The 25,411-nt window shown below is 45.8% G+C and carries 21 protein-coding genes; 14 read left to right on the forward strand and 7 right to left on the reverse strand.

The annotated features are described in order from the left end of the window. Positions 1 to 104: 104 nt before the first annotated feature. Positions 105 to 944, reverse strand: coding sequence for an S-formylglutathione hydrolase (gene fghA / locus OCU90_RS25315; protein WP_017083095.1), 840 nt, complete (start codon positions 942 to 944; stop codon positions 105 to 107). A gap of 157 nt (positions 945 to 1,101) precedes the next feature. Beyond that, positions 1,102 to 2,250: an S-(hydroxymethyl)glutathione dehydrogenase/class III alcohol dehydrogenase gene (locus tag OCU90_RS25320; protein ID WP_012601124.1), complete on the reverse strand. Its 1,149-nt coding sequence runs from the start codon at positions 2,248 to 2,250 to the stop codon at positions 1,102 to 1,104. A 322-nt stretch (positions 2,251 to 2,572) separates the two neighbouring features. Here OCU90_RS25320 and OCU90_RS25325 point away from each other — a divergent pair, with 322 nt between their 5' ends. The 3 genes from OCU90_RS25325 (at position 2,573) to OCU90_RS26150 (ending at position 6,199) form a co-directional block, all read left to right on the forward strand. Beyond that, positions 2,573 to 2,917, forward strand: coding sequence for a DMT family transporter (locus OCU90_RS25325; RefSeq protein WP_061021497.1), 345 nt, complete (start codon positions 2,573 to 2,575; stop codon positions 2,915 to 2,917). Between the two features lie 454 nt (positions 2,918 to 3,371). Beyond that, positions 3,372 to 4,160, forward strand: coding sequence for a tetratricopeptide repeat protein (locus tag OCU90_RS26145; RefSeq protein ID WP_276307594.1), 789 nt, complete (start codon positions 3,372 to 3,374; stop codon positions 4,158 to 4,160). A gap of 5 nt (positions 4,161 to 4,165) precedes the next feature. Further along, positions 4,166 to 6,199 (forward strand): SEL1-like repeat protein, encoded by a 2,034-nt coding sequence (locus OCU90_RS26150; RefSeq protein ID WP_276307595.1) that lies wholly within the window; start codon positions 4,166 to 4,168, stop codon positions 6,197 to 6,199. A 339-nt stretch (positions 6,200 to 6,538) separates the two neighbouring features. On the opposite strand, the gene mpaA is transcribed toward OCU90_RS26150, so the two are convergent. Beyond that, positions 6,539 to 7,246: a murein tripeptide amidase MpaA gene (mpaA, locus tag OCU90_RS25360; protein ID WP_081089943.1), complete on the reverse strand. Its 708-nt coding sequence runs from the start codon at positions 7,244 to 7,246 to the stop codon at positions 6,539 to 6,541. Positions 7,247 to 7,420: 174 nt separating this feature from the next. Here mpaA and OCU90_RS25365 point away from each other — a divergent pair, with 174 nt between their 5' ends. The 11 genes from OCU90_RS25365 (at position 7,421) to OCU90_RS25415 (ending at position 19,640) form a co-directional block, all read left to right on the forward strand. Then, positions 7,421 to 9,046 (forward strand): ABC transporter substrate-binding protein, encoded by a 1,626-nt coding sequence (locus OCU90_RS25365; RefSeq protein ID WP_061021394.1) that lies wholly within the window; start codon positions 7,421 to 7,423, stop codon positions 9,044 to 9,046. A 431-nt stretch (positions 9,047 to 9,477) separates the two neighbouring features. Continuing rightward, the gene (locus OCU90_RS25370; RefSeq protein ID WP_061021397.1) at positions 9,478 to 10,527 is read left to right on the forward strand and encodes an ethylbenzene dehydrogenase-related protein; all 1,050 of its coding nucleotides are present in this window, start codon (positions 9,478 to 9,480) and stop codon (positions 10,525 to 10,527) included. Between the two features lie 238 nt (positions 10,528 to 10,765). After that, on the forward strand, positions 10,766 to 11,206 hold the full coding sequence (locus OCU90_RS25375; protein ID WP_240513372.1) for a cytochrome C: 441 nt from the start codon (positions 10,766 to 10,768) through the stop codon (positions 11,204 to 11,206). Between the two features lie 15 nt (positions 11,207 to 11,221). Continuing rightward, complete coding sequence (locus OCU90_RS25380) at positions 11,222 to 11,632, forward strand: cytochrome c3 family protein (RefSeq protein ID WP_061021401.1); 411 nt, start codon at positions 11,222 to 11,224, stop codon at positions 11,630 to 11,632. 344 nt (positions 11,633 to 11,976) lie between these two features. Continuing rightward, positions 11,977 to 12,861 (forward strand): LysR substrate-binding domain-containing protein, encoded by an 885-nt coding sequence (locus OCU90_RS25385; protein WP_061021402.1) that lies wholly within the window; start codon positions 11,977 to 11,979, stop codon positions 12,859 to 12,861. A gap of 102 nt (positions 12,862 to 12,963) precedes the next feature. Continuing rightward, positions 12,964 to 13,848, forward strand: a complete 885-nt coding sequence (locus OCU90_RS25390; protein ID WP_017074494.1) for a carbohydrate ABC transporter permease — start codon at positions 12,964 to 12,966, stop codon at positions 13,846 to 13,848. 23 nt (positions 13,849 to 13,871) lie between these two features. Beyond that, positions 13,872 to 14,819, forward strand: coding sequence for a carbohydrate ABC transporter permease (locus OCU90_RS25395; RefSeq protein WP_061021404.1), 948 nt, complete (start codon positions 13,872 to 13,874; stop codon positions 14,817 to 14,819). 6 nt (positions 14,820 to 14,825) lie between these two features. After that, the gene (locus tag OCU90_RS25400) at positions 14,826 to 16,106 is read left to right on the forward strand and encodes an extracellular solute-binding protein (RefSeq protein ID WP_061021407.1); all 1,281 of its coding nucleotides are present in this window, start codon (positions 14,826 to 14,828) and stop codon (positions 16,104 to 16,106) included. A gap of 104 nt (positions 16,107 to 16,210) precedes the next feature. Then, positions 16,211 to 17,722, forward strand: coding sequence for a CehA/McbA family metallohydrolase (locus OCU90_RS25405; protein ID WP_061021416.1), 1,512 nt, complete (start codon positions 16,211 to 16,213; stop codon positions 17,720 to 17,722). Then, a complete protein-coding gene (locus OCU90_RS25410) occupies positions 17,712 to 18,446 on the forward strand; it encodes an HAD family hydrolase (protein ID WP_061021419.1) in 735 nt (244 codons plus the stop codon). Before OCU90_RS25405 ends, OCU90_RS25410 begins: the two co-directional genes overlap by 11 nt. Before the next feature lie 57 nt (positions 18,447 to 18,503). Further along, positions 18,504 to 19,640, forward strand: coding sequence for an ABC transporter ATP-binding protein (locus OCU90_RS25415; protein WP_061021421.1), 1,137 nt, complete (start codon positions 18,504 to 18,506; stop codon positions 19,638 to 19,640). Between the two features lie 131 nt (positions 19,641 to 19,771). Here OCU90_RS25415 and OCU90_RS25420 read toward each other — a convergent pair whose 3' ends face one another. The 4 genes from OCU90_RS25420 to OCU90_RS25435 all read right to left on the reverse strand — a co-directional run bounded on the left by OCU90_RS25420 (position 19,772) and on the right by OCU90_RS25435 (position 25,133). Continuing rightward, positions 19,772 to 21,184, reverse strand: coding sequence for a fructose-specific PTS transporter subunit EIIC (locus OCU90_RS25420; protein ID WP_061021423.1), 1,413 nt, complete (start codon positions 21,182 to 21,184; stop codon positions 19,772 to 19,774). A 12-nt stretch (positions 21,185 to 21,196) separates the two neighbouring features. After that, positions 21,197 to 21,637 carry a PTS sugar transporter subunit IIA gene (locus tag OCU90_RS25425; protein WP_061021424.1) on the reverse strand — a complete coding sequence of 147 codons (441 nt, stop codon included), beginning with the start codon at positions 21,635 to 21,637 and terminating at the stop codon, positions 21,197 to 21,199. Between the two features lie 283 nt (positions 21,638 to 21,920). Next, positions 21,921 to 23,138 (reverse strand): mannose-6-phosphate isomerase, class I, encoded by a 1,218-nt coding sequence (gene manA / locus OCU90_RS25430; protein ID WP_061021429.1) that lies wholly within the window; start codon positions 23,136 to 23,138, stop codon positions 21,921 to 21,923. Positions 23,139 to 23,228: 90 nt separating this feature from the next. Next, a complete protein-coding gene (locus OCU90_RS25435) occupies positions 23,229 to 25,133 on the reverse strand; it encodes a PTS fructose transporter subunit IIABC (RefSeq protein WP_061021432.1) in 1,905 nt (634 codons plus the stop codon). Positions 25,134 to 25,411: the final 278 nt, after the last annotated feature.

Here is a 25,411-nt window from a genome sequence, read left to right on the forward strand (position 1 = left end):
GAATCGTTGTTGCTGCTATTGAGTTACAGCGGACTAGCCCAAATAGCAGGCACAAAAAAGCCCGCACCTCACGCTTTTGCAAGGTGCGGGCTAAATTCATCTGGCTACTTGTTTAAGTAAGCTGCGTGGAACTCAATGTGTTCATCAATAAAGCTAGAGATGAAGTAGTAGCTGTGGTCGTAACCTGGCTGCATACGTAGCTCTAAATCGGCATTAGTTACCTTAGCCGCTTCGACTAATTGCTCAGGTTTAAGCTGCTCAATTAGGAAGTTGTCCGCTTCGCCTTGGTCAACCAACATTGGCAGCTTAGTGCCATTGGTTTTGAGAAGCTCAGAGGCATCGTAGTGTTTCCACTCTTCAATATCTAAGCCTAGATATTGGTTGAATGCTTTCTGTCCCCAAGGGCATTGCATTGGGTTGGTGATTGGGCTGAATGCCGAGATAGAACGGTAGCTATCTTCGTTCTTGATGCCAATCGTTAGGGCACCGTGTCCGCCCATGCTGTGACCAGAAATCGATTTCACAGATGTTACTGGGAAGAAAGATTCAATCAGCGCTGGGAGCTCTGTTACCACGTAATCGTACATGTGGTAATGGCTGTCCCATGGTGCTTGAGTGGCATTCACATAGAAGCCTGCACCTTGGCCGAGATCGTAGCTTTCATTGTCGGCAACGCCTTCGCCACGTGGGCTTGTATCGGGTGCAACAATAGCGATGCCTTGCTCAGCCGCAGCTTTGAACGCGCCGGCTTTTTGCATGAAGTTTTCATCGGTACAGGTCAAGCCTGATAACCAATACAAAACAGGAACTGGGTTTTCTTTGCTTGCGTTAGGCGGCAAGAAAATCGCAAAACGCATGTTGCAGTCAAGCGTTGCAGAAAAGTGGGTGTATTGTTTGTGCCAACCACCAGCAACCTTTGCTTGGCTAATGTTTTCGATTGTCATCTATTGTGCTCCGTTAGGTTGATGGTTTTGGGGAATAACATGTCTATATCATTTAAAGTTTCACCACCCACCGGGCAGGAGGTGGTGAAGACAGTTTCGCTCTGATGTTTAAGTCAGAACTGTGGTCTCGACACCTAAGTGCCGAGACCAAGGAGAATTACTTATCCATATGTAGAACAGTACGGATAGATTCACCTTTGTGCATTAGGTCGAATGCTTCGTTTACGTCTTGCAGACCCATTGTGTGAGTGATGAACTCTTGCAGACCAAACTCACCTGCCATGTAACGGTTAACGATTTCTGGAAGCTCAGAGCGGCCTTTAACACCACCGAAAGCAGAACCACGCCATACACGACCAGTCACTAGTTGGAATGGACGAGTTGAGATCTCTTGACCTGCACCTGCAACACCAATGATTACTGATTCGCCCCAACCTTTGTGACAGCACTCAAGTGCTTGACGCATTACGTTTACGTTACCGATACACTCGAAAGAGTACTCAACACCGCCGTCTGTCATCTCAACGATAACGTCTTGGATTGGCTTGTCGAATTTAGTTGGGTTGATGCAGTCAGTTGCGCCAAGCTGTTTTGCTAGCTCGAATTTGCTCTCGTTGATATCTACACCGATGATGCGGTCAGCACCAGCCATGCGAGCACCAATGATTGCAGAAAGACCGATACCACCTAGGCCGAATACAGCAACGTTGTCGCCTTTTTCAACTTTAGCTGTGTTCAGTACCGCGCCCATACCCGTTGTTACACCACAACCTAGAAGACAAACTTCTTCAAGTGGTGCTTCTTTGCTTACTTTCGCTAGTGAGATTTCTGGAAGTACTGTGTACTCAGAGAAAGTCGAGCAGCCCATGTAATGGAAAATCGTTTCGCCATTAATAGAAAAGCGGCTTGTACCGTCTGGCATTAGGCCTTTACCTTGCGTTTCACGAACGGCTTGGCACAGGTTAGTTTTACCAGATTTACAGAATTTACATTCGCCACATTCAGCGGTGTAAAGTGGGATAACGTGGTCGCCAATCTCAACACTTGTAACGCCTTCGCCGATCATCTCAACGATACCGCCACCTTCGTGACCAAGAATTGAAGGGAAGATACCTTCTGGATCGTCACCTGATAATGTGAATGCGTCAGTGTGACAAACACCAGTAGCAACGATGCGAACTAGAACCTCACCAGCTTTAGGAAGTTGTACATCAACTTCTTCCATTTTTAGTGGCTCGCCAGCTGCCCATGCAACCATTGCTTTTGATTTGATATGAGTTTGACCAGGTTTAATTTCGATTGTCATTGGATGTTTCCTATATATGTCAGTACAGCGGATAACCGTGCAATTAAATTCAACCCGTTAAGCGTAGTTGAGCTTAATTGTTTCCGCTCTCTCGTTTTGTTGGAGCTAGTATAGGTGTGAGTGCATGCTTTGATAATCCCCTTAAATAGAAAATGATTATTACGTATTTGTAATAATGGGTGTATTAAGAAGAATTCTGAAAGGAGGGTTAGTTACTCAGAAAATCTAAGGACACTGTAAACAGGAACTATGTAGGTAAGACATTTATTAGAAACAAATGGGACGTAAGCTTTCCGCCTATTTTCTCGTTGTAGACTCAAACATGCTTTTATCTCTCCCACCTCCAGTGATGCTTTCACTCGCTATTATGCTTGAAGTTGTCGCCACTTCTCTATTACCTAAAACGCAGCAGTTTACTTCTCTACCTGCCACTGCCGCGGTATTGGCTAGCTACGGCTGTGCCTTTTATCTGTTGTCTCTCACAGTGCAAACCATGTCTTTAGGTGTGGCGTATGCGATTTGGTGTGGGGCAGGGATAGTGCTAGTCGCAGCTTTGTCTTGGTTAGTCTACGGGCAAAAACTGGATATCTTCGCGATCATCGGTATCGCTTTGATTCTGGCAGGTGTGGTGATTATCAATTTGTTTTCGAGTTCTGTGAGTCATTAGAGGAGCTAGTTGTGTTATGCGTGAGGGGGCACAACTTTGTGACTCGTTATGTACGCAACACAGGAGTTTCAGCTACTGAACTTGTTAAGTTTAACCCTCGAGAACTTATTCCTAGTTAACTTCTCAATAGTCGAGTCGGTTGATTCTCGACTGACACATCCCTGCTCGTATATTTGACAGATTGAATACTCTACACAATTTAGCGACGAGCCTTTCCCGACTAGAATTCACTCAAACACAGTAAATATTCAACATATGCAACAATAAGCAATTCACTCGATTGACTTTCTTCTAACTTATTGATTTTATAAAAAGTCACAAAGAGAAGATCGCATTATCTTATTACTTGCTATTTAAAGGCCGCTATAGCGACTTTGCTACTACTTGTCATAGATTTTGTGGAGATTACAAGTTACACACATAAATAATTATTACTTATACAACAGAGTCAGAGATGCGAATTTTAATTTTCTTAATAGTTTCTATTAGCTTGGCTGGGTGCACTCAAGATCGACATCAAGAAGATATTGAAGCAAAAAAAGCTGCATACTTTCAACAGGCAGAGCAAGGGGACGCTCATGGTCAATTTAATCTAGGCGTTATATATGAAGAAGGAAAAGGTGTATCTCAGGACGATACACAAGCAGTGTCTTGGTATAGAAAGGCCGCGGAGCAGGGATATGCAAGAGCTCAAACCAATTTAGGACGGATGTTCAAAAAAGGCCGAGGTGTCTCTCAAGATGACAAAGAAGCGGTGTCTTGGTATAGAAAGGCCGCTGAGCAGGGGGATGCGAGCGCTCAAACTAACTTAGGATGGATGTATAAAGAAGGCCGAGGTGTTTCTCAAGATGATAAAGAGGCGGTGTCTTGGTATAGAAAGGCCGCTGAGCAGGGGTACGCGAGAGCTCAAACTAACTTAGGATGGATGTATAAAGAAGGCCGAGGTATTTCTCAAGATGATAAAGAGGCGGTGTCTTGGTATAAAAAGGCAGCTGAGCAGGGGGAGGCGAGCGCTGAAAACAATTTAGGATGGATGTACGACGAAGGCCGAGGTGTCTCTCAAGATGATAAAGAGGCGGTGTCTTGGTATAGAAAGGCCGCTGAGCAGGGGTACGCTAGAGCTCAAAACAATTTAGGATGGATGTACGAAAATGGCCGAGGTGTCTCTCAAGATGACAAAGAGGCGGTGTCTTGGTATAGAAAGGCCGCTGAACAGGAGTATGTAAGAGCTCAACTAACTTAGGATGGATGTACGAAAAAGGCATCGGTGTTTCCTTAGATAACAAAGAAGCGGTGTCTTGGTATAGACAGGCCGCTGAGCAAGGACATGCGAGAGCTCAAAACAATCTAGGCGTTATGTACGAAGAAGGCCGAGGTGTTTCTCAGGACTATAAAGAAGCGGTGTCTTGGTATAGAAAGGCCGCTGAGCAGGGGAACGCGACAGCTCAAAACAATCTTGGCGTTATGTACGAAAAAGGCCGAGGTGTATCTCAAAATGACAAAGAGGCGGTGTCTTGGTATAGAAAGGCCGCTGAGCAGGGGCATGCAAGAGCTCAAACTAACTTAGGGTGGATGTACGACGAAGGCAGAGGTGTTTCCCAAGATGATAAAGAGGCGGTGTCTTGGTATAGACAGGCCGCAGAGCAGGGGTATGCGAGAGCCCAAAACAATCTAGGCATTATGTACGACGAAGGCACAGGCGTTTCTCAAGGTGATAAAGAGGCGGTGTCTTGGTATAGACAGGCCGCAGAGCAAGGGTATGCGAGAGCTCAAACCAATTTAGGATGGATGTACGCCGATGGCACAGGTGTTTCTCAAGATTATAAAGAGGCGGTGTCTTGGTATAGACAGGCCGCAGAGCAAGGGTATGCAAGAGCTCAAACCAAGTTAGGATGGATGTACGTCGAGGGCACAGGTGTTTCTCAAGATGATAAAGAGGCGGTGTTGTGGTTTAGAAAGGCCGCTGAGCAAGGGGATGCGCTAGCTCAAAACAATCTAGGTGCTATGTACGCAGAAGGCCGAGGTGTTTCTCAAAATTATGAAGAAGCGGTGTATTGGTATAGAAAGGCCGCAGAGCGAGGACACGCGCTAGCTCAAAACAATCTAGGCACCATGTACGCAGAAGGCCGAGGTGTTTCTCAAAATTATGAAGAAGCGGTGTCTTGGTATAGAAAAGCCATTGAGCAGGGTGCTATGGATGCTCAATATAATCTTGGATTGTCTTACGAACGAGGTGTGGGTGTAATTCAAGATTATGAAGAAGCGGTGTTGTGGTTTAGAAAGGCCGCTGAGCAAGGGCATGCGCTAGCTCAAAACAATCTAGGCAGCATGTACGTAGAAGGTCGAGGTATCTCTCAAAATTATGAAGAAGCAGTATCTTGGTATAGAAAAGCCACTGAGCAAGGACTTGCGCTAGCTCAAAACAATCTAGGCGTTATGCACGAAAAAGGCCTAGGTGTTTCTCAGGACTATAAAGAAGCGGTGTCTTGGTATAAAAAGGCTGTCGAGCAAGGACATGCGCTAGCTCAAAACAATCTAGGCGTTATGTACGGAGAAGGCCGAGGTGTTTCCCGAGATGATAAAGAAGCGGTGTTTTGGTATAAAAAGGCCGCTGAGCAGGGGGTTGTAGATGCTCAACATAACCTTGGAATGTCTTACGAGCAAGGTGCGGGTGTTTCTCAAGACGATAAAGAAGCGGTGTATTGGTATGAAAAGGCTGCAGAGCAGGGGCATGCGAGATCTCAAAACCATTTAGGGTGGATGTACGATGAAGGCATCGGTGTTTCTCAAGATGATAAAGAGGCGGTGTCTTGGTACGGAAAGGCCGCTAAGCAAGGACTTGCGACAGCTCAAAACAATCTAGGCGTTATGTACGCAGAAGGTCGAGGTGTTTCTCAGGACTATAAAGAGGCGGTGTCTTGGTATAGAAAGGCCATGGAGCAGGGTGATGTAGATGCTCAAAACAATCTAGGTGTTATGTACGCAAAGGGCACCGGTGTTTCTCGAGATGAAAAAAAAGCGGTGTCTTTGTACACAAAGGCAGCTGAGCAAGGACTTGCGACAGCTCAATACAATCTTGGGTCAATGTACGCAGAAGGTAAAGGTGTGACTAAAAACGATAAAACATCTTACATGTGGTTAAAATTAGCTCAATATAATGGCAAGGAAGGGATGCAAAACGACTTTGATATAATGACTAAAAGAATGACATTAATCGATGTCAATGAGGCGAAAAAAAGAGCTAAAATATGTTTGGAATCTGATTACATTCGATGTAATTAAATACAACCTTCATGCAACGTCAATAGTTGATTGAACTTAACTGCACTTAATCCGCACCGAGATTTAGACATATGACAGGCTCCCGATAGGGAGCCGTTTTTACACTACAAAGTCAATTCGAAGGGTGAATTTCTACTAGCTCCCCCGCTAAAGGCTTTTTACTCAATAATAGTGGTTTGAGCGGAACCGCATTTAGTCGGCATCTAAACCAACCTTTTATTAGTGCGATTTTACGCATCGCGCTCGCTCTCCAATACTCACTTATTCATACCTTTAGTTATCCACGAATTGCTAATTTAGAGTAAGTCCTGAGACACTTTTGTCCAAAAATGAGCAGGGCTACCCTTCCTCACACCCCAACACTGTCACAAACGCATCCAAATATTTCTCGATAGTCAGATCCGCAGAAACGGGCGGCAGTTCTACGGTAATACACGGTAGGTTTCTTTCTTGGCACCATGTTCCGAATGAGCCTGGGGTTTCGTAATCCACGTCTTCGACGAGCGGTAGGTTGAATTGCTTGCCTAGCCAAGAGGCGAGTTCAGATTGGGTTGGGTCGTCGACCATAGCGAGTGGTTCGTGGAAAGAGATGACGAATTTAGGTTTGCGCTGTTCAATTAGGTTGATGAGCGATTGCACTTCGGGTTCGAGCTGATCGGCTTGGCCGGTTTTCACTTTTACATCTCTGACCGGAGTGTGAGAACTCCAGCGGTAGACAGTGCCGTGTGCTGTCCAGTTTTGCGTTGGGAAGGCGCGGTTCAGATCGACTTGGTTAGCGTTAGCGCGAGTGCCTAACTGATTGCCATCTGGGTTCATCGACAGAATCACATCGTGTCGTAAATTGGCGGCTGGCAAGCTTCTCAGGGCGCAAGACAAACCTGCGATAGAAGCGGTTTCATCACCGTGTGTGCCTGCTAAAATTAGCCCGCGAGATTCGCTTTCTATTTGCGCGGGGAAATAGAGTAAAGGAGCACCCAACACCGATTTTCCATATGACAGCGGCTTTATTGAAAACGCAGCTCTTTCCGTTCTTGGAATTAAACTCACCTTAATCTCCTGATTGATCAAGTACTATCAAGTATTCACTATTGGCTATATTACTCATTAACTAAGTCCATTAGATGAACCCATTTAAATAAACCATAGCGTCAAAACTCGTCAACCGTCGCATTGTTAATTTTATTACTTTGCTTCAAAGATAGGCTAGGAGAGCAAAAAAACATGGATTTTAAGAAACATTCAACGGCTTTACTCATTTCATCTTTATTGACCCCTTTTATATCAGTGACTGCCGTTGCTGAAACCTTACCTGCTGGTGTTTCACTGGCAAAAGACCAACACTTAGTTCGTGCTAACGATGCAGAGGCGGCGACGCTTGACCCTGCAAAAGCAGAAGGCTTGCCGGAAATGCACATTCTACGCGACCTATTTGAGGGTTTAGTGATTCAAGATCGCGATGGCAATATTACTCCAGGTGTCGCGGAATCTTGGGAAACCGAAGACAACCAGACGTTTGTATTCCACCTGCGTAAAGATGCGAAATGGTCGAATGGCGATCCGGTGACGGCCTATGATTTCGTGTACGCGATAAGACGCGCGGTCGACCCGAAACTGGCTTCGCCAAACGTGTGGTATCTCAAGCTCACCAGAATCAACAATATTGCTGACGTGGCAGAAGGTAAGAAGCCCGTTGAATATCTCGGTATCTCAGCCGTTGATAAACACACGGTGAAGTTCGAACTTGATAGTAAAGTGCCTTACTTTGTGGCGATGACGGGCCACACCTCAATGATGCCAGTTCATAAGGCAACGCTAGAAAACAGCGATAAGCCGTGGAGTGACCCTAAGCAGTTTGTGGGTAATGGTGCGTTTGTATTGGACGAGTGGGTGATTAACGAACGCATTGAACTGAAGAAGAATTCTAACTATTGGGCTAGTTCAGATACCAATCTAACCCAAGTGACTTACATCCCGTTCGAAAACCAAAACGCTTCGATTAATCGTTATGCGGTGGGCGAGGTGGATATCACGTCTGATGTACCGACACATATGGCGCAGCAGCTTAAAACCAAATACCAAGATGCGTTTACCGCGGTGCCTCTGCTGTGTACTTACTACTACGCATTCAACACTACACGTCCTCCATTCGATGACGCGCGAGTACGTAAAGCGGTGTCTTATTCGATGATGCGTGATGTCATCACCAATGGCGTCACTCAGGTGGGGAACCTACCGGCCTATACCTTTGCTCATGAATATACGGCTGGTTTTGATGCGACTCAGCCTGAATACAGCACATGGACTCAAAAGGAGCGTGACCAAAAGGCGAAAGAGCTGTTGAAAGAAGCGGGCTACGATGCGGCTAACCCATTGGACTTCAAATTGCTCTACAACACCAGTGAGTCGAATAAATCGATTGCTGTGGCTATCGCTTCCATGCTCAAAGGCAACCTAGGCGCGCAAGTTGAGCTAGAAAACCAAGAGTGGAAGTCTTACCTAGTATCACGTCGCCAAGGTGATTTTGATGTGATGCGCGCTTCTTGGTGTGGTGACTACAATGAAGCGTCGACCTTCTTGAGCTTATTGCGCTCTGAGTCTTCGGGTAACTTTGCCCGTTACAACAACGACAAGTACGACTCTGCAATGGACAGCGCACTGTCAGCAACCAACGAGCAAGATCGCCAAGGCTTCTATGATCAAGCGGAGCAGTTACTGGCTGAAGATATGCCTATCGCACCCATCTATTACTACATGCAGGCCCGTCTAGTACGACCAAGTGTGGGTGGCTTTGCAAAGAACAACGTGGAAGGGCGTATCTATTCTAAGGACCTCTACATCAAAGAATAGGTAGATTGACTGTGAGACCTGATATAGAGGTTTGAAGACATGAAGGATCTAAGAAATAGCGCATAAAGATCAAAAATAGAAGAAGAGGGACGTTGAACATAAATATATGATTAACGTCCCTTTATTATATCTCTATTTTAGATAAGGCTATTTATAGAGAATTTTAGCTGCCTATAAATGAACGTAGAAGCTCGAAGTCGATACTAACCATTATTATTTGTGAATTAGTTACGGATAGCTACCACAAAGCTATTGATATTTATAATATTTGAGGTTTTTTTCAAAAAATTATTCTCTATTTATTGAGTTCTAAATATCTACTTTTATATTTTGTCTATTTGTATTTAAGTTGATATCGATCAATTGAAAAAGCCTAATTCATTCCTACGCTTAATTATATAAATAGAGCAATGGGATTTAGGAGGGTAATAATGAAGTACTCAATGATGACACTATCAGCCGTGGCTGTACTTATGATCATTCCAGCCACTGCTGTTCAAGCAAAAGATAAGATACTAGAGAGCAGTAAGCTTGCCTCAAATATAGTTATCGATGGCAGCGTTGATGCCGTTTGGGATCAAGCTAAACCGCTGACTCAGAAGGTGAATAAATTACCGTATAAGCCAAATAATGGCTATGAGGGTATTAAAAAAACCAGCGTGGAAATGAAATCAATGTATGACGATGAATACATTTATTTCTTGTTTAGTTATGCCGATCCGACCAAAAGTATTGACCGTTTTCCTTGGATTAAGCAAGAGAATGGTTCATGGAAACAGTTAAAAAATAAAGATGACACCGGACATGACAATACCTACTACGAAGACAAATTTGCGGTCTATTGGAATATCAATGCTGAAGGCTTTTCTGAAAAGGGGTGTAATGCTGCGTGTCACAGAGCTAAAAAGGGAAAAAACGCAGGGCGTGATGACAAGAACCCTGCACGGAAATACACCAATCGTGAAGGTGAGTTTATTGATATGTGGCACTGGAAAGGTGTGAGAACTGCGGTTCATAATCAGCTCGATGACCAATACGTCGATAGCAATACTGATCCAGAACAAAACAAAGGTTGGGGACGTAAAGGTGACAGCAAAACAGGTGGTGGGTACGTTAATAACGTAAAAGACGGCCAGCCAGCCTATGTATCAGATAACTTGACCAATGAAACATTACTGATTTTAGATTCAGGGAAGAAACCATTTACACCTGACTACAATCAGTTGGAACGAATCCCTGGTTTAACGGGTAAGCCATTTACCGGTTCTCGTGGTGATATCGAAGTCGGTGCCGTTTGGAAAGAGGGTATTTGGACTCTTGAAATGAAGCGTAAGCTTGTCACTACTGGTGAAAATTCAGAAACGCAAGATGTGCAATTTAACGATTTGAGCCAATTATATCCATTTGGTGTTGCGGTTTTTGATAACTCTCAAATTAATCACATATACCATCGTGGTGTGTTAAATCTTGAGTTTAAATAAGTATAACACTCGTCACTAACTGAAATGATTTGTGTCGAAATAATCGGCTCAAATCATTTCTTCACAGAAGAGTACTATTATGGTCAAAACAGTTACTCAATATGTTTCTTATTTATTTGTGTTGACCACGTTGAGTATATTCTTTATTCCGTTATCGCTCTCTTCTGAGTCAACAGTTCAGGATTCCGTTGTCCATAATGTAAAACCGTTTTCTAGCCAAATTACCAATGAAGCGGGAATGCATACTTTAATAAAGGAAAATAAGCGTTGTATACGGTGCCATCAAAAAAAGCGTCTGCTTAAAAATATTGATGCCATCGCTTCTGTAGGCGCACATGCCAGTACCGAGTTTTACAACAACTGCACGGCTTGTCATGGCAGAAAAGGTTCTCACCCCAAAGATTCTGATCTAGTGAGTGTGATTCCATTCGATGATCATATCGACTTACCAATTTTCGAACAAAACCAAAAGTGTATCGCCTGTCATTCTCCAGAAAGCTTGAGGGCCAGTGAGTGGACCCACGATGTACACGCCACCAAATTAACATGTTCCAACTGCCACAATTTACATCGAGATTCAGACCCGATTATCGGTATCAGTAAGAAGTTCCGTATTGGGCTATGTGCAACCTGCCATGAAGCTATTCTGCGTGAGAAAGCGCTTAAGTCACACCGGTAAGAAGGAGCCAGTTTTATGAGTACGACTAAATATTTAATTGGTGTGTTACTTGTTGGAGTATGCGCACTGGTGGTTGCAGAAGATTTACCTAATCCAGATGAGCATAATCTTGCGAATATTCACCTAAAAGATGAAACATGTGCGGGGCAGTGCCATCTAGACGAAGAGCCTTCTGACGATCTTGAGTTTGAATATAACAGCTGCGTGGAGTGTCATGATGATTTTGGTCACCTCGAAGGGCGCCAGCATAATCTAAAGCACAAAGAGAGCGAAGAGATGGAATGCGTCGAGTGTCATCTTCCCCATGAAGAATTCGATCCTAAGGATAGCTGTATAGATTGCCACGATGAAGAAGACGAGGAATTATCAGACTTTTATTCAGTTAGGCTAGAGCGCTATTTAAATACGTTCAGCCTTAATTTCTAGAAACTCATCATATTGAAGGAGTAGAGCGAGCACTCTTACTTTAGATGTGATGGGTTTACTCTCTTCAACGTCTTTAAGCGGTGCGTGCTTCGCAAATATCTGCATTTTCTAGAGCTGCGTTATTCCAAAGATCGCTACATCAAAGAATAGATAAGCCTGATGCGAGCTCTGATATGACGGGGTGAAGGCATTACGTATAAAAATAGAAATAAGAAATAGAAGAAAAGGGACGTTGATCATAAATATCGGATCAACGTCCCTTCGTCATTAATCTGTAACGGTAAGCGCAAAAAACTGAAACCTGATTGAAGTATTTTTCACTTTTATTTCAATCAGGTGAAGCCATGTTACCCCCTCTACGCGCCCTTGTTGCGTTCGAAGCTGTTGCTCGTCTCGGTTCCATTGGCGCGGCTGCTCGAGAGCTTTGCGTTACGCAAGCGGCGGTTAGCCAACAGCTCAAAAGTTTAGAAACCTTCCTCGATACCACCTTGTTTGAACGCAGCTCTAAAGGCGTAAAGCTGATGTCAGCTGCTCAGCATTATCAACCGATTGTGGCAGGTTCACTTGCTCACCTTAAATTGCAGACTCAGATCTTGTTCGGTGAAAAAGAAACCGACGTGTTGAGCCTGCGCGTAAACCACACCTTTTGTCATAACTGGCTGTTACCTCGCCTGCCATCCTTCTATAAGAAATACCCTTTTATCAGGCTCGATATTCAGCTGGTGGACTGGCCATCAACCAACCCTTGCCAGAATGTCGATATCGAACTGACTAACGGCAAGGTCGAAAGCGAAGACACCCATTGTGAGCGACTGTTTCAAGAACACTGGCAGTTGGTGTGCAGCCCTCAATTCAAATCTGAGCATCAAGAATTACTCAGTAAGCATGACTTTGCTGCTCTGCCGACGGTTCAGGTGAAAGGCTACCGAGAGAACTGGCTGCAATGGCTTGGCCACAACCAATTCGAGATGACATTACCTAAGGTTCTGCTCGAAGTTAGTAACTCTCTGCATGCCTTAGAAGCAGTTAAACATGGCATTGGAATGTTGCTAGTGCGTTCGCTCGCGGTGTCTGAACTACTCAAGAAAGAAGACCTGGTATTGGCAAGCGAATCCTCGATGCCTGCCGAATCTGCTCACTATTTGATTACTAAACACAGTCGCAGCGCCAAGGTGAATTTCTTCTGTGATTGGCTTTATCACCAGATGGAAGACGGTGAACTGGAGTAAAGATTTTCTTATGGATAGACATAAAAAAAATGAAGGGCGCTCTTACTAACCTGTCATAAAAAACACTTAGTTTAACCGCATACAAATAAGGACGAGGTCACCATGAGTGCTTTCTCACAACCAATGAAAAACCGCTTAAAGGTACTGTTATTTACCGCACCGTTGTTGGTGCCACTGTTTACTTTTTGGCTCGTACCATTTGGTTATTCAATTTATATCAGCTTCACCGATTGGGATTACATCTCGCCAGATTATTCGTTCATCGGTTTAGAAAATTACGAGTACATGGTTGAGGACTATGAGTTCATTCAAGCAGTACTCAACACGTTTTGGTTCTCTGTCGGAGTGGTGATTCCAACCATCATTCTTGGGCTTGTGTTTGCGATGTTGTTACACAAAAACTTCAAGGGCAGCCAGTTCTATCGTGCGGTGATCTTCTCTCCTTGGATCACGCCAACGGTCGCGGTGTCGATTGTGTGGTCTTGGGTGTTCGAGACGAAGTCAGGCTTGGCCAACCACTTATTAGAGTCGGCAGGGTTTAGCGCAATTCCATGGTTAGAGAACGGAAACACAGCCTTGATTGCGGTGATTATCGTGACGGTTTGGCAGGCGATTGGTTGGACGATGCTGTTCTACATCAGTGCGCTTAATAAGATCCCTGAGTCTCTGTATGAGGCTTCTTTGATTGATGGTTGCAGCAGCTTAACGCGCTTTTTGAAGATAACGCTGCCACTGATTTCCCCAACCACATTCTTCTTAGTGGTGGTCAACATTATCACGGCAATGCAAGCGTTTGATCAGTTCCAGATCCTAACGCAAGGCGGACCGGGTGGAGAGACACGTACCTTGTTGTACTTGTTCTACCAACAAGCGTTTGAGCGTTACGAAATGGGACCTGCGGCCGCGACATCGTTAGTGATATTCCTGATTACTGGATTGTTGGCACTCATTAATACCTACATCGGCAAGCGCTGGGTGTACTACTAGTCGATTTTTGAAAGGACAGAATTATGACCATGCAAGTATTGGATGCCAACCAAGTCTTAAATCAAAGAGCGGCTGTATCTAAAGTCAAAGCCCAAACCAAAGCGACCAAATCAGAGATTGCGTCAAAGAAAAGTTCAGTGGATCGCCGTTCGTTTATCGCATTGACTAAGCACCTGTTCTTGGCAACCTGCGGAACCATCATGGTATTCCCGTTCTTATGGATGCTGTCTGGTTCGCTGAAAAGCAATGATGAGATCTTTGCTAACCCGCTGGATTTGATTCCAGAGCAGTTTCGCTGGGAGACCTTTGTCGAAACCTTTCACAGCGCGCCGTTTGGCTTGTACATCTTCAACAGTTTTAGCGTGGCTCTATTCACTACCTTGTTGGTGATTGTGAATTCGGCGATGTTTGCATATGCGTTGACTCAGCTGAAGTTTCGCTCGAAGACGGTGCTCTATTTTATCGTGATGGGTTGTTACATGCTGCCGGGCGCAGTGACTTACATTCCGTCTTACATCACCTTGGCAAAACTGGGCTTGTTGGATTCACACATGGGACTAGTGGCGTCGAACGCGGCGTCGGTTTTCGGTGTGTTCTATCTACGCCAAGTGTTTATCAAGGTGCATCCGTCGCTGATTGAAGCGGCACGAATTGATGGTGCAGGTGAGCTCAAAATCTTATGGGCAATCATCTTACCGCAATGCCGAGCAGCAGTCGCAACACTGTTCCTCATCACTTTTATTACCAATTACAACAGCTACATGTGGCCTAGCTTGGTTATCACCACTCAGGATCTTAACCTGATTGCGACCGGGATTCGTCACTACTTTATTGCCGAAGGTAACTATGGATTGAACTGGTCGCAAATCATGGCGGCGAGCACCATTGCAGTATTGCCTTTGTTAATTCTATTCGTCATTTGTCAAAAGACGATTCTTTCAGGTATCGCCGATAACGGCGTAAAAGAGTAAACGGAAATGAAACTAAAAACTCTCGCACTAGTGTGTGCTGGCGCAGCAAGCGCGTCTATGTTCTCTAGCAGTGTTCTTGCCGCAACCGAAGTTAACTTTTGGTATTCCGGTGGTACTAAGCCACAGCAAATGATGACTAAGCTCATCGAAGAGTTCAACGCGAGCCAAGATGAGTATGTGGTGAAGCCAGCATTGCAAGGCAACTACACGGAAACCTACCAGAAGCTGCAAGCAGGTCTAGCGTCTAGAACGGCACCTGAACTTGTGCTGCTAGATTCAGGTCGTGCGGAAGCGATGCACGGACGTGGTTTGAGCCGCGACCTAACGCCGTTCATGAATGAAGAGTTCAACTTCTCTGATTTCATTGGCGCGTTTAAAGACCAAGTGACGGCAGACGATGGCACCATCATCGGCTTGCCTGCTTACGGCACAACTCAAGTGTTCTACTACAACAAGCAGGTATTGGCAGATAACGGCTTTACTGAGCAAGACCTAAACACATGGCAAGGCGTGGCTAAGGTCGCGGAGAAAGTTACCCAACGTGATGACAAAGGCAACGTGACTTTTTACGGATGGGAGCCAATGTGGGGTCAAGACAACATGATTGACGCGGCTTTCTCTAACGGCGCGAAGATCATCAGTGATGATGGCAAAACAGTGCTCATCGACTCGGCTGAATGGATTGAAGTGTGGGACAGCTTCCGTAAGTGGATCCACGATGATCAAATCATGCGTATTCACTACGGCGGTCAAGGTTGGGAATACTGGTACAAAACCATTGATGACGTAATGAAAGACAACGCGTTGGGTTACACCGGTTCATCGGGTGACCAAGGTGATTTGGACTTCACTAAGCTTTCTGCCACTACGCAACCAGGTTGGGGTTCAAACCCTTCTGCGCCACAAGCGGGTGCGCTGGTTTACGTAATGCCAAAAGGCACAGACGAAGCAGCAGCAAAAGGTGCGTTCGAGTTTGTTGAGTTCTACACCAATGCGAAGAACACGGCGGCATGGTCAATGTTCACGGGTTACATCCCTGTACGTAACAGCGTTTCTGAAGTACCAGAATACCAAGCGTTCACTAAAGATAACCCACAAGCTCTGATTCCTTTGAAGCAAGCGAACACAGCGACCAAAGACTTCCTAGATCCTACCAACGGTAAGATCATGGACGCTCTGAAAGTAGCAGCGGATCAGATTCAAATCCAAAACGTGCCTGCTGACCAAGCGCTAAAACAAGCGGCTAAGAAAGCGCAACGTGCACTAGACCGAGCGAATCGTTCTTAATCTGTAAAGTGGTTAACACTATCTTTGCATGCATAAAGGCCCATCTATTCGGGTGGGCCTCTTTTTGACCCAGTCCTTCAATTAGGACGAATTTGGTGAAGACAATGACCCAATTTCAAGGTGAGCTGCCGTTTGGCAGAGTACGTATCCCCTTTGATGTGCCAGCAGGTTCTCACAGCGTAACGATTACCGGCACAACGGTGAAAAAAGGATTCTTGTACGCAGCAGCTTACGATGCTAACCAAGCTTTTCGTGGCAAGGTGTTGTTTGAAAAGGCGGACAAGTCACTCACTATCCAACCGCAAAATTCTGGCCTAGGCGCGATTGATGGCGCGATTCCATCGGGCGAGTGGTTCTTAGAACTTTACAATCTCGAAGGTGAGTTTCGCACCGAACGTGCGATGCAGTATCAAGTCGATGTGCTTTGCACTGATGAGTTAGTTAATCATTTTAATGAGCTAGGTACTGACGGAATTGAGAATGAGCTAGAACTGAACCCAACAGTCACAACGGATCACGATATCGAGTTTGATTACAGCCACATGTTGAGCTCTTATTCTCGCTGGTATCGTGGTGATTTACACGCCCACACTCAGCTTTCTGATGGCCACAATACCTTGGCCGCGGCGAAAGATATTGTTGAATCACAAGGGCTCGATTTCTTCTTTTTCACTGAGCACAACATTTGCCAGCCTAAACTGCCTGTATCAAACCAATGTTTGTTTTTACCCGCGTTAGAAGTGACGACCGATCTCGGGCACTTCAATGTGCATGGGCCGGTTAAGTCTTTGGACCTTAGAGACGTTGAACACAGCAGCCAAGCGATCATGAAAGCGGGATTGTGCTTAGCTAGAAGTGGACACAATGGCGGACACAGTTCCCTTGGCATTAATCACCCTATGATGAAGCCGTGGCATTGGCATTACGATCAAGTGGATCTAAGCCAAGTGTCTACGTTTGAAGTGTGTTGTGATCCAACTTGGTCGACTTCACCGAAAGCGACCGAAGAGGCGTTATTGGTGCTCAATGAAATGTGGAATTGTGGCCAGCGTATTACCGCGATTGGCGGCAGTGATTCACATCTTGAACCGCATGAACGCAATCCAAAATCGGATGAGCCTTCTATTTACGGTGACCCATCCACCTTCGTATACAGCCATGGCTTGAGTGGTGAAGGCATCTTATCTGGACTGCGTAATGGGCAAGTTTACCTAGAGCGACGTTGCGGCTTGAAGTTTGACATCAATTTAGGTGATTTGCTGCCGGGCAACGATTCTCAAGGTCAGCCACTAACATACCGAATAGCAGTCACTGATTCAGAAAACCCTTACTACGCAGAGTGCGTGGTTGATGGCGAGATTGTCGATAGAATCGCTTTGAGTGATGAGCTGCAAAGTATCCATATTGATGAGGGCTACCGTTGGTGCCGTGTCGATATTCGTCGTGGAGATCTTCCATTCTCAACAGGATCGAACAGCACTCAATCTTCATCTATTAATAATGAATTTGAAGGCTGCATCAATGCCGTATTCGACGGCAAACAACCAGAATTTAACCAACCCCTAGTGCGTACTTGGGGAGAACTAATGGAGCGAATGAGCTGTGATGAAGTTTAAGGCGATGTTATTTGATAAAGACGGCACATTGTTAGAGTTCCACAGGATGTGGCTTAACGTTTCTCGTGGTGCTTGTGAGCGTGTGAAATCTTACAGTGACCAGCATCAAGGTAATCAAACTGTCACACCTGCTGAGTTACTCTTGGCCATTGGTGTTGAAGGTGATGTAGTTGATAACTATGGTCTATTAGCCTCAAACCCAGTGGAAGATACCGCGACAGCGTGGTTCAACATGCTGGAACCCAATGTCTCGCTCGCTGAGTTTACTAAGGTGACTAAAGCGGCTTTCAATGACGAAGTGGAAGAGAATCCAAGCTGGATTGAAGCCCTGCCGGGTGTGACTGAAAAACTTGGTTTGTTCAAGCAGCAAGGCATGATTTTAGGCATCGCGACCGCAGATACCAAAGACTCAACCATCTACACGCTAGAGCAATCGGGTTTGAGCGATATGTTTGATTATGTCGGTTACTCTGATGGTGATATCGAACCTAAGCCAGCGCCCGCATTACTTAACGCATTCTGTGAAAAATGCGGCATTGAGCCACACGAAGTGATCATGTTTGGTGACACGGTTTCGGATATGGAATTTGGCCGCAATGCAGGCGCGAGTAATGTCGGTGTGTTGACGGGCACAGCGCAACATTGCGAGTTAGAACCTGTGGCGGATCTGGTCATCGCATCGGTCGCTCACTTTGAGCTCAATCAACTGCAAGAACGTGGCTAAAACGTTTAACGACAGATTCCAAAGATAGTATTTAACGAATTGATTTAAGGACAGGTTATGGCTGAAGTCACACTGAGAGGGGTAGAGAAAACCTACCCAAATGGTTTTAAGGCCGTGCACGGTGTCGATCTGAATATTCGCGAAGGTGAGTTTATGGTGTTTGTTGGGCCGTCTGGCTGCGCAAAATCCACCACACTTCGCATGATCGCAGGCCTTGAAGATATCTCAGAAGGCGATGTCTACATTGGTGATAAGCGTGTGAACGAGCTGCCACCTAAAGATCGCGGCATCTCGATGGTGTTTCAGAACTACGCGCTTTATCCGCACATGTCGGTGTATGAAAATATGGCTTTTGGCCTTAAGCAGCAGAAGCTGCCAAAGCATGAAATCAATGAGCGAATTGAAGATGCAGCCAAGACTCTCGATATCGAACACCTACTGAACAACAAGCCAGGTGAAATGTCCGGCGGTCAAAGGCAACGTGTGGCTCTCGGTCGTGCGATGGTGCGTAAGCCGGATGTATTTCTGTTTGATGAGCCGTTGTCTAACTTAGACGCAAAGCTACGTGTGTCGACTCGTGTCAGCATTGCGCAGCTGCATAATAACCTGAAACAAGAAGGACAGAACGCCACCATGATCTACGTGACACACGATCAGGTGGAAGCGATGACCCTTGGCGATCGTATTTGTGTATTGAATCAAGGTGAGATCATGCAGGTCGATACGCCAATGAATCTTTATCAGTACCCAGAAAATAAGTTTGTCGCGGGCTTTATTGGTTCGCCTGCGATGAATCTTATCAAGGTGAGAGTCGACGAGATTGACGGCGTAATGAACGTGGTATCGGAAAGTGGCGCACGTTGGACGCTACCACAAGACAAGCAAGCTATCGCTCAAGAGAAGATCGGTGAATGGTTGTGGTTTGGCGTTCGTCCTGAGCACATTCAGCTGGCTAATCATGATGCGCCGTTGTCGGAGGTGAATACCCAAACGCACAAGCTTGATGTGGTCGAGTCGATGGGTAACGAGCTGTATCTCTATTTCAAACTCGGCGCAGACAAGCTGGTGGCACGTGTACCTTTCGATGCAGACCGAATTGCAAACAGCGGCGAAGAAACAGTACTTCACTTCAATACGCTACAGTGTCACTTGTTTGATTTGGAAACTGAAGAGACGCTTGTTTCTCAAGGCTGATCAAACTGACGTTACAGAGCTAAAGTGTGTGACCAAATCGTCTAGATAACAAATCCCCATTTGCTGACAAAACGAATGGGGATTTTAGTTACTAGGGGGTAGTAATTTTATCTTCTAACTTGTTTCAGGTTTTAGATAGCCACCATAGTCGCGGCTTTCTTCATTGCTTCCTTGGTTGAACACTCAATCACGTTCGCATTAGCAAAGCGGTGAGCGTCTTTCACTTGAATATCGTGAGCTAAGATAACCAGTCTTGAGTTCGCTACATCTAGGTCGCTGATGCGGTTCTGAATACCGTTTTGACCTTGAGTTTCTACCTTAATCTTAAGGCCTGCGGCTAAGCCTGCTTTCTCTAGTGCTTTCGCTGCCATGAAGGTGTGTGCAACACCAGAAGGGCAACATGTTACTGCGACGATGTCGTACTCGCCTTCGCCTGCTACAGGCGCCGCTTGAGCTTGTGCTGGCGCTTCAACCATGTCTTCTTCGGTTTCTACCGCTACAGGTTTCCAGAAGCCTACGATAACGGCTGTGGTTAGCGAGCCAAGCGCAATACCAACTACGTACATTGGAATGTTGCTTGATACTGGCGCAGTGATTAGGCCGCCCCACGGTGCGTGCAGTAGAACGTCTGTCATGAAGCCGAATACACAGCCCACGATACCACCGGCAACGATTGAAGGAAGTACGCGCATTGGGTCATTTGCTGCGAAAGGGATAGCACCTTCAGAGATACCGATAGAACCCATGATTGCTGCTGCTTTACCTGCTTCTTGCTCTTGTTTAGAGAACTTGTTTTTGAATAGGAAAGTCGCCAGAGCCATACCTAGAGGTGGAGTACAAATCGCGATGCCTACGCCGCCCATTAGCCAAGGTTGCGTGTCTACTTGAGTTTGAGCAAATAGGGTCGCTACTTTGTTGATAGGGCCGCCCATGTCAAACGCTGTCATACCGCCAAGGATTGTGCCCAGAACCATCTTAGATGCGCCAGCCATTGAAGCTAGGAACTCGTTCATTGAAGACATGAACAGTTTGATTGGCTCGCCGATGCCCCACAGTACGATACCTGCAGAGATTAACGTGCCTAGCAGCGGGTAGATAAAGTACGCACCCAGCGCGGTCATGTTTGCAGAAAGTGGGATCTTCTTAAGTTGGAACACCACGCCACCGGCGATAAAGCCTGCCACGATACAGCCAAGGAAACCGCCGCCCATGTCAGCCATGATGCCAGAAGAGATCATTGCAGGTGCTAGTGCTGGTTTATCTGCAATGGAGTAACCAATAAAGCCGCCAAGAATGATTGGGAAAAGAACAAGGCCTTTGATACCGATATTAGAGATGTCTGCCAGCAAGCCGTCTGCAGGTACAGCACCTTTGCCAGATGCCATCACCGCTAACGCCAACAGAACACCACCGGCTACGATGAAAGGCAGCATGTGTGAGGTTCCGAAAAGCAGGTGGCCTTTCATGGTACTAAGGATTTTTTTAAAGTCGCTACTACTGTTTTTATTATTGGTATTCGTAGCTTGAGTTGTTAGGGTGCTCATAATTTCTACGCCTTATGAATTAATTAAAATATTAAGGATCTGTTGTTCGTCTTTTGCGTTATGGATATCTTGAATAAATTCATCGCTGAATTTTCCAAATAGTTCTTGTAGTACATAAATATGATGGTCTGCACCGTTATCGGGTGAGGCAATCATAAAAAATACGGTTGGGTTAATGCCGTCTTCATCGCCATACTCAATGCCTTGACGCTTAACACCGACTGCAATCGCTGGCTCAGTTACCGCCCTACTTTTTGAGTGTGGGTAAGCGATGCCGTCCATTGAGGTAATGCTTTGAGATTCACGAATTTCGATGTCTGCCAAGAAGGCTTCTTTATTACTGATTCGGTTGCTCTCAAATAACATGCTTGCCAATTCTTCAAACAGTTCTTTTTTATTATTCGCTTGAAGGTTGTTATTAATTAAGTTGACGTTAGTTAGCTGTGTGATCATTTATTGACTCATTCACTATTGAAGTTCTTGAATTAAAATTAATGGATTAACCGAATTCGCGAAATAGCAAATAAAAGCCCTTCACTGTACATTTGTACCAAGCAAAATTAAGTGTGATTTGCATCATTCATCCAGTGTGAGATGAGTCATATTTGATGGTGTATTTCGGTGTTGAAATAACTTTCTGTAGGAAGAAAAAAGCTGTAGGAACAAAAATGCCCCGCAAAGCAGGGCATGATCAATGTTTGTATCTACTCGGGAGAGCTAGATTTACTCGATAGAGCTAGCTGTAAGCACGTGCGACACGTCCAACGCAATCCAGTTTGTAACTCTCAGCGTAAGCCGGAATGAACACCGATTGGCCTTTCTCAATTATGCAGGTTTCACCACATTGATGAGTGAGCACCATGGATTCGTCGAGTGGCAGTAGGATCTCGGCACCTTCGGTGGTGATCTTCCTCTGATGTGAGTTTTGCACGATAGAGAACTTAAAATCCTCGACCGGAATTTCGTATTCCATCACATCACCTTGCTCAATCGGGCTGAGCAGCAATCTATCCGCAGGCTTTTCATTGAATTGAGTACAAGAGACTAATTCATTGATATCCATGTACTTAGGCGTCAACCCTGCGCGGAGTACGTTGTCTGAATTCGCCATCACTTCTAAGCCCGTGCCTTTGATGTAAGCGTGGGGTGTCTCGGCATCCAGATACATGGCTTGCCCCGGCTTTAGCGTGATAACGTTCAATAGCAGCGGAGCAAACAGGCCGACATCCCCCGGATACTGTTGTTCCAGCTCTGAAATCAACTGGAACACGGGTGCATCAGAAAGCTTGGCCTTCATCAGCAACATGGTCAGCGCCATGCCTTTTTGTTCACCTTGCAAAGATAATAAGCTCGCGAAGAAGCTGGCTAATCCATTGGGCGTTTGGTCGCCCGCGAGATCGTTAACCATCGAATGAAGCTCTGGAATGTCGAGATAATGGAAGTGCTCAAGGATCTCGTTGATCGACCTAAAGCCATTCATTGCGGTGTAGTCGGTTAATGCATACACCAGTTCTGGCTTGTGATTAGGATCCTTGTAGTTGCGGTTGCCAGCGGTCATCGGAATGCCTTGCTGCTCTTCTAGAGCATATCCAGATTCAGCTTGTTGTTTATTTGGGTGTACTTGCACCGACAGCGCTTTCTCTGCCGCCAACACCTTGAACAGATACGGCAGTTCGCCAAAGCGACTCGCGACTTTCTCGCTTAAAAACAGGTTTAGGTTCTTAGAAATCAAGCTCGATAATGTGGTCTGCTGCCCGTTATCAGTGACCATTGAGCAACCATTCGGGTGAGCACCCATCCATATCTCCGCTTGCGGTTCACCAGACTGGTTATCAATACCAAACAGTTGGCTGAACGAAGAAGGGCTACCCCATGCGTAGTTTTGAATCACGTTGGTCATAGGGTAGAAAAAGCGTTGTACGAACGAGTCGTTCGCTAAAGAAAAATCAGACATCGAAATCACCATGAAGGGAAACATGGCTTGAGCTCTACTCGACCTAGTGAAATGCGAGTAGAAGGGCTCAGCCATTGGAGTTGAAATGGCTTAAGCCGCTGCTGTCGTTAGCTTGGCTTTACGTAGATTTTTAAGCGCGATACATGTAACGGCCGTCACGCCCGCACCAGATGCCATACACAGAAGTGCCAGCATTGGGTAGTTCATAGCACCTAGTAGAGCGACAACTGGGCCACCGTGGGCAACACTGTTGGTGATGCCGAATGAGAACGCCATAACCGCTGCCGTCATTGAACCAAGTACGTTGGCAGGGATAACCGACATTGGATCTTGAGCTGCGAAAGGAATCGCACCTTCTGATATACCCACCAAGCCCATCGCACCTGCTGCTTTGCCTGCTTCAATTTCAGAAGATTCAAACAGGTCGAACTTACGTCCAAGTCTGGTTGCGATAGCCATACCCAGTGGAGCCACAGGAATTGCACACGCCATTGCACCCATGAACTGAGTTTGACCGCTGGCAATCATGCCGACCGAGAATAGGAACGCCACCTTGTTGAATGGACCGCCCATATCGAAACCGGCCATGCCACCCAATACGATGCCAAGCAAAACCACGTTGCCTGTACTCATGCTCGTTAGCAGTGCAGTAAGAGCGTCCATCAGCCCAGCGATAGGTGCACCGATAACAAAGATGAACAGACCCGCGATGAACAAAGAGCCAGTGATCGGAGCGATCATGATAGGCACAAGTGGTTGAACGAATTTGTGGTAGTTAAACGAAGTAATCCATTTAACGAAGTAACCCACTAATAGACCTGCGATGATTGCACCAATGAAGCCTGTACCTGCGTCAGCGCCATAGAAAGAACCGTTGTTAGCAATCCAGCCACCAATCAAGCCAGGGGTTAGGGCAGGGCGGTCGGCAATCGCGTAAGCAATGTAGCCAGCCAAGATTGGGATCATCAGCGTGAACGCAACCACACCGACTTCTAGAATTTGGTTCCACATGCTGCCAGCAGGAATTGCCATGCCAGATTCACTTGGTTCGCCGCCAATCGCCAGTGCAAGGGCAATCAATAGGCCGCCAGTCACCACGAATGGAATCATGTGTGATACGCCATTCATCAAGTAACGATAAAGGTCAGAACGCGCTTGTGATGCTTTCTCTACAACAGATTGGTTGGTTGGCGTTTGTTTAGCTTGGTAGCTAGGTGCATTGAGCGCTTGCTGAATCAAGCCTTGCGCGTCTTTGATTGGCGCTTTTACGTTGGTGCTGATGACGCGTTTTCCGGCAAAGCGAGCCATGTCGACCTGTTTATCACAAGCCACGACAATCGCGTCTGCACGTTCGATCTCTTCTTGAGTCGGGCTGTTTTTAACGCCAATAGAACCGTTGGTTTCGACCTTGATGTCGTAGCCAAGAGCCGCTGCCCCTTTCTCTAGTGCTTCGGCTGCTAAATACGTGTGTGCAACGCCAGCAGGACAGCCAGTCACGCCAATGATGAAACCTTGCTTCTCAATGTTGGTTTCGGTTGCTGAAGGTTCAGGTTTGGTAAGCAGTAGCTCCAATGCTTCTTGTTGAGATTCAGCATTCATGAAGCTTTCGATAAAGCCTTCTTCAATCAGTTTTGAAGAAAGCTCTGCCAATACTTCGATGTGGTGATTGTCGCCGCCATCAGGAGAGGCAATCATGAAAAATAGCTTTGATGGCTGACCATCATCTGCGCCGTACTCGATACCCTGTTGATGGACACCGATAACAACCGCGGGTTTGATCACCGCGCTGCTTTTGGCGTGAGGCAGAGCAATACCTTCTTCAAACCCGGTATTACCTTGTTCTTCACGAGCCTTAATGTCGGCAAGAAACTGTGCTTTGTCTGAGATTCTACCTTGTGCGTAAAGCACGTCTATCAGCTCTTTGAATACGTCTTCTTTTGAATTAGCGCTAAGCGAAAGCTTAATCAAATCTTGATTGATCAATGTCGTGATCATAATGAACCCCTACTCTGTTTTTATTCTGTTAGGGGTATTCTGGAATCTACGGCTTGCCTTCTGTAGTGAAGAAAAAATGCATTTACTGGATGATTGTTGCGTTATAAGTGGAGTGTGATTTTGATCGGTCGAGTGGCCGTTTTTAGGGCGGTGTTGACAGAGTTTAAGATGTGTTGAGGCTTTTATTTATAAGGGCTGTAGCGTATTTGTTTATCAGGTCAGAAACGTGCTAGGTCAGTTTCGTTACTGGAAATTTATTTCCGTGACTGGATTTTTGT

The organism is Vibrio splendidus (assembly GCF_024347615.1).
GTDB lineage: Bacteria > Pseudomonadota > Gammaproteobacteria > Enterobacterales > Vibrionaceae > Vibrio > Vibrio splendidus.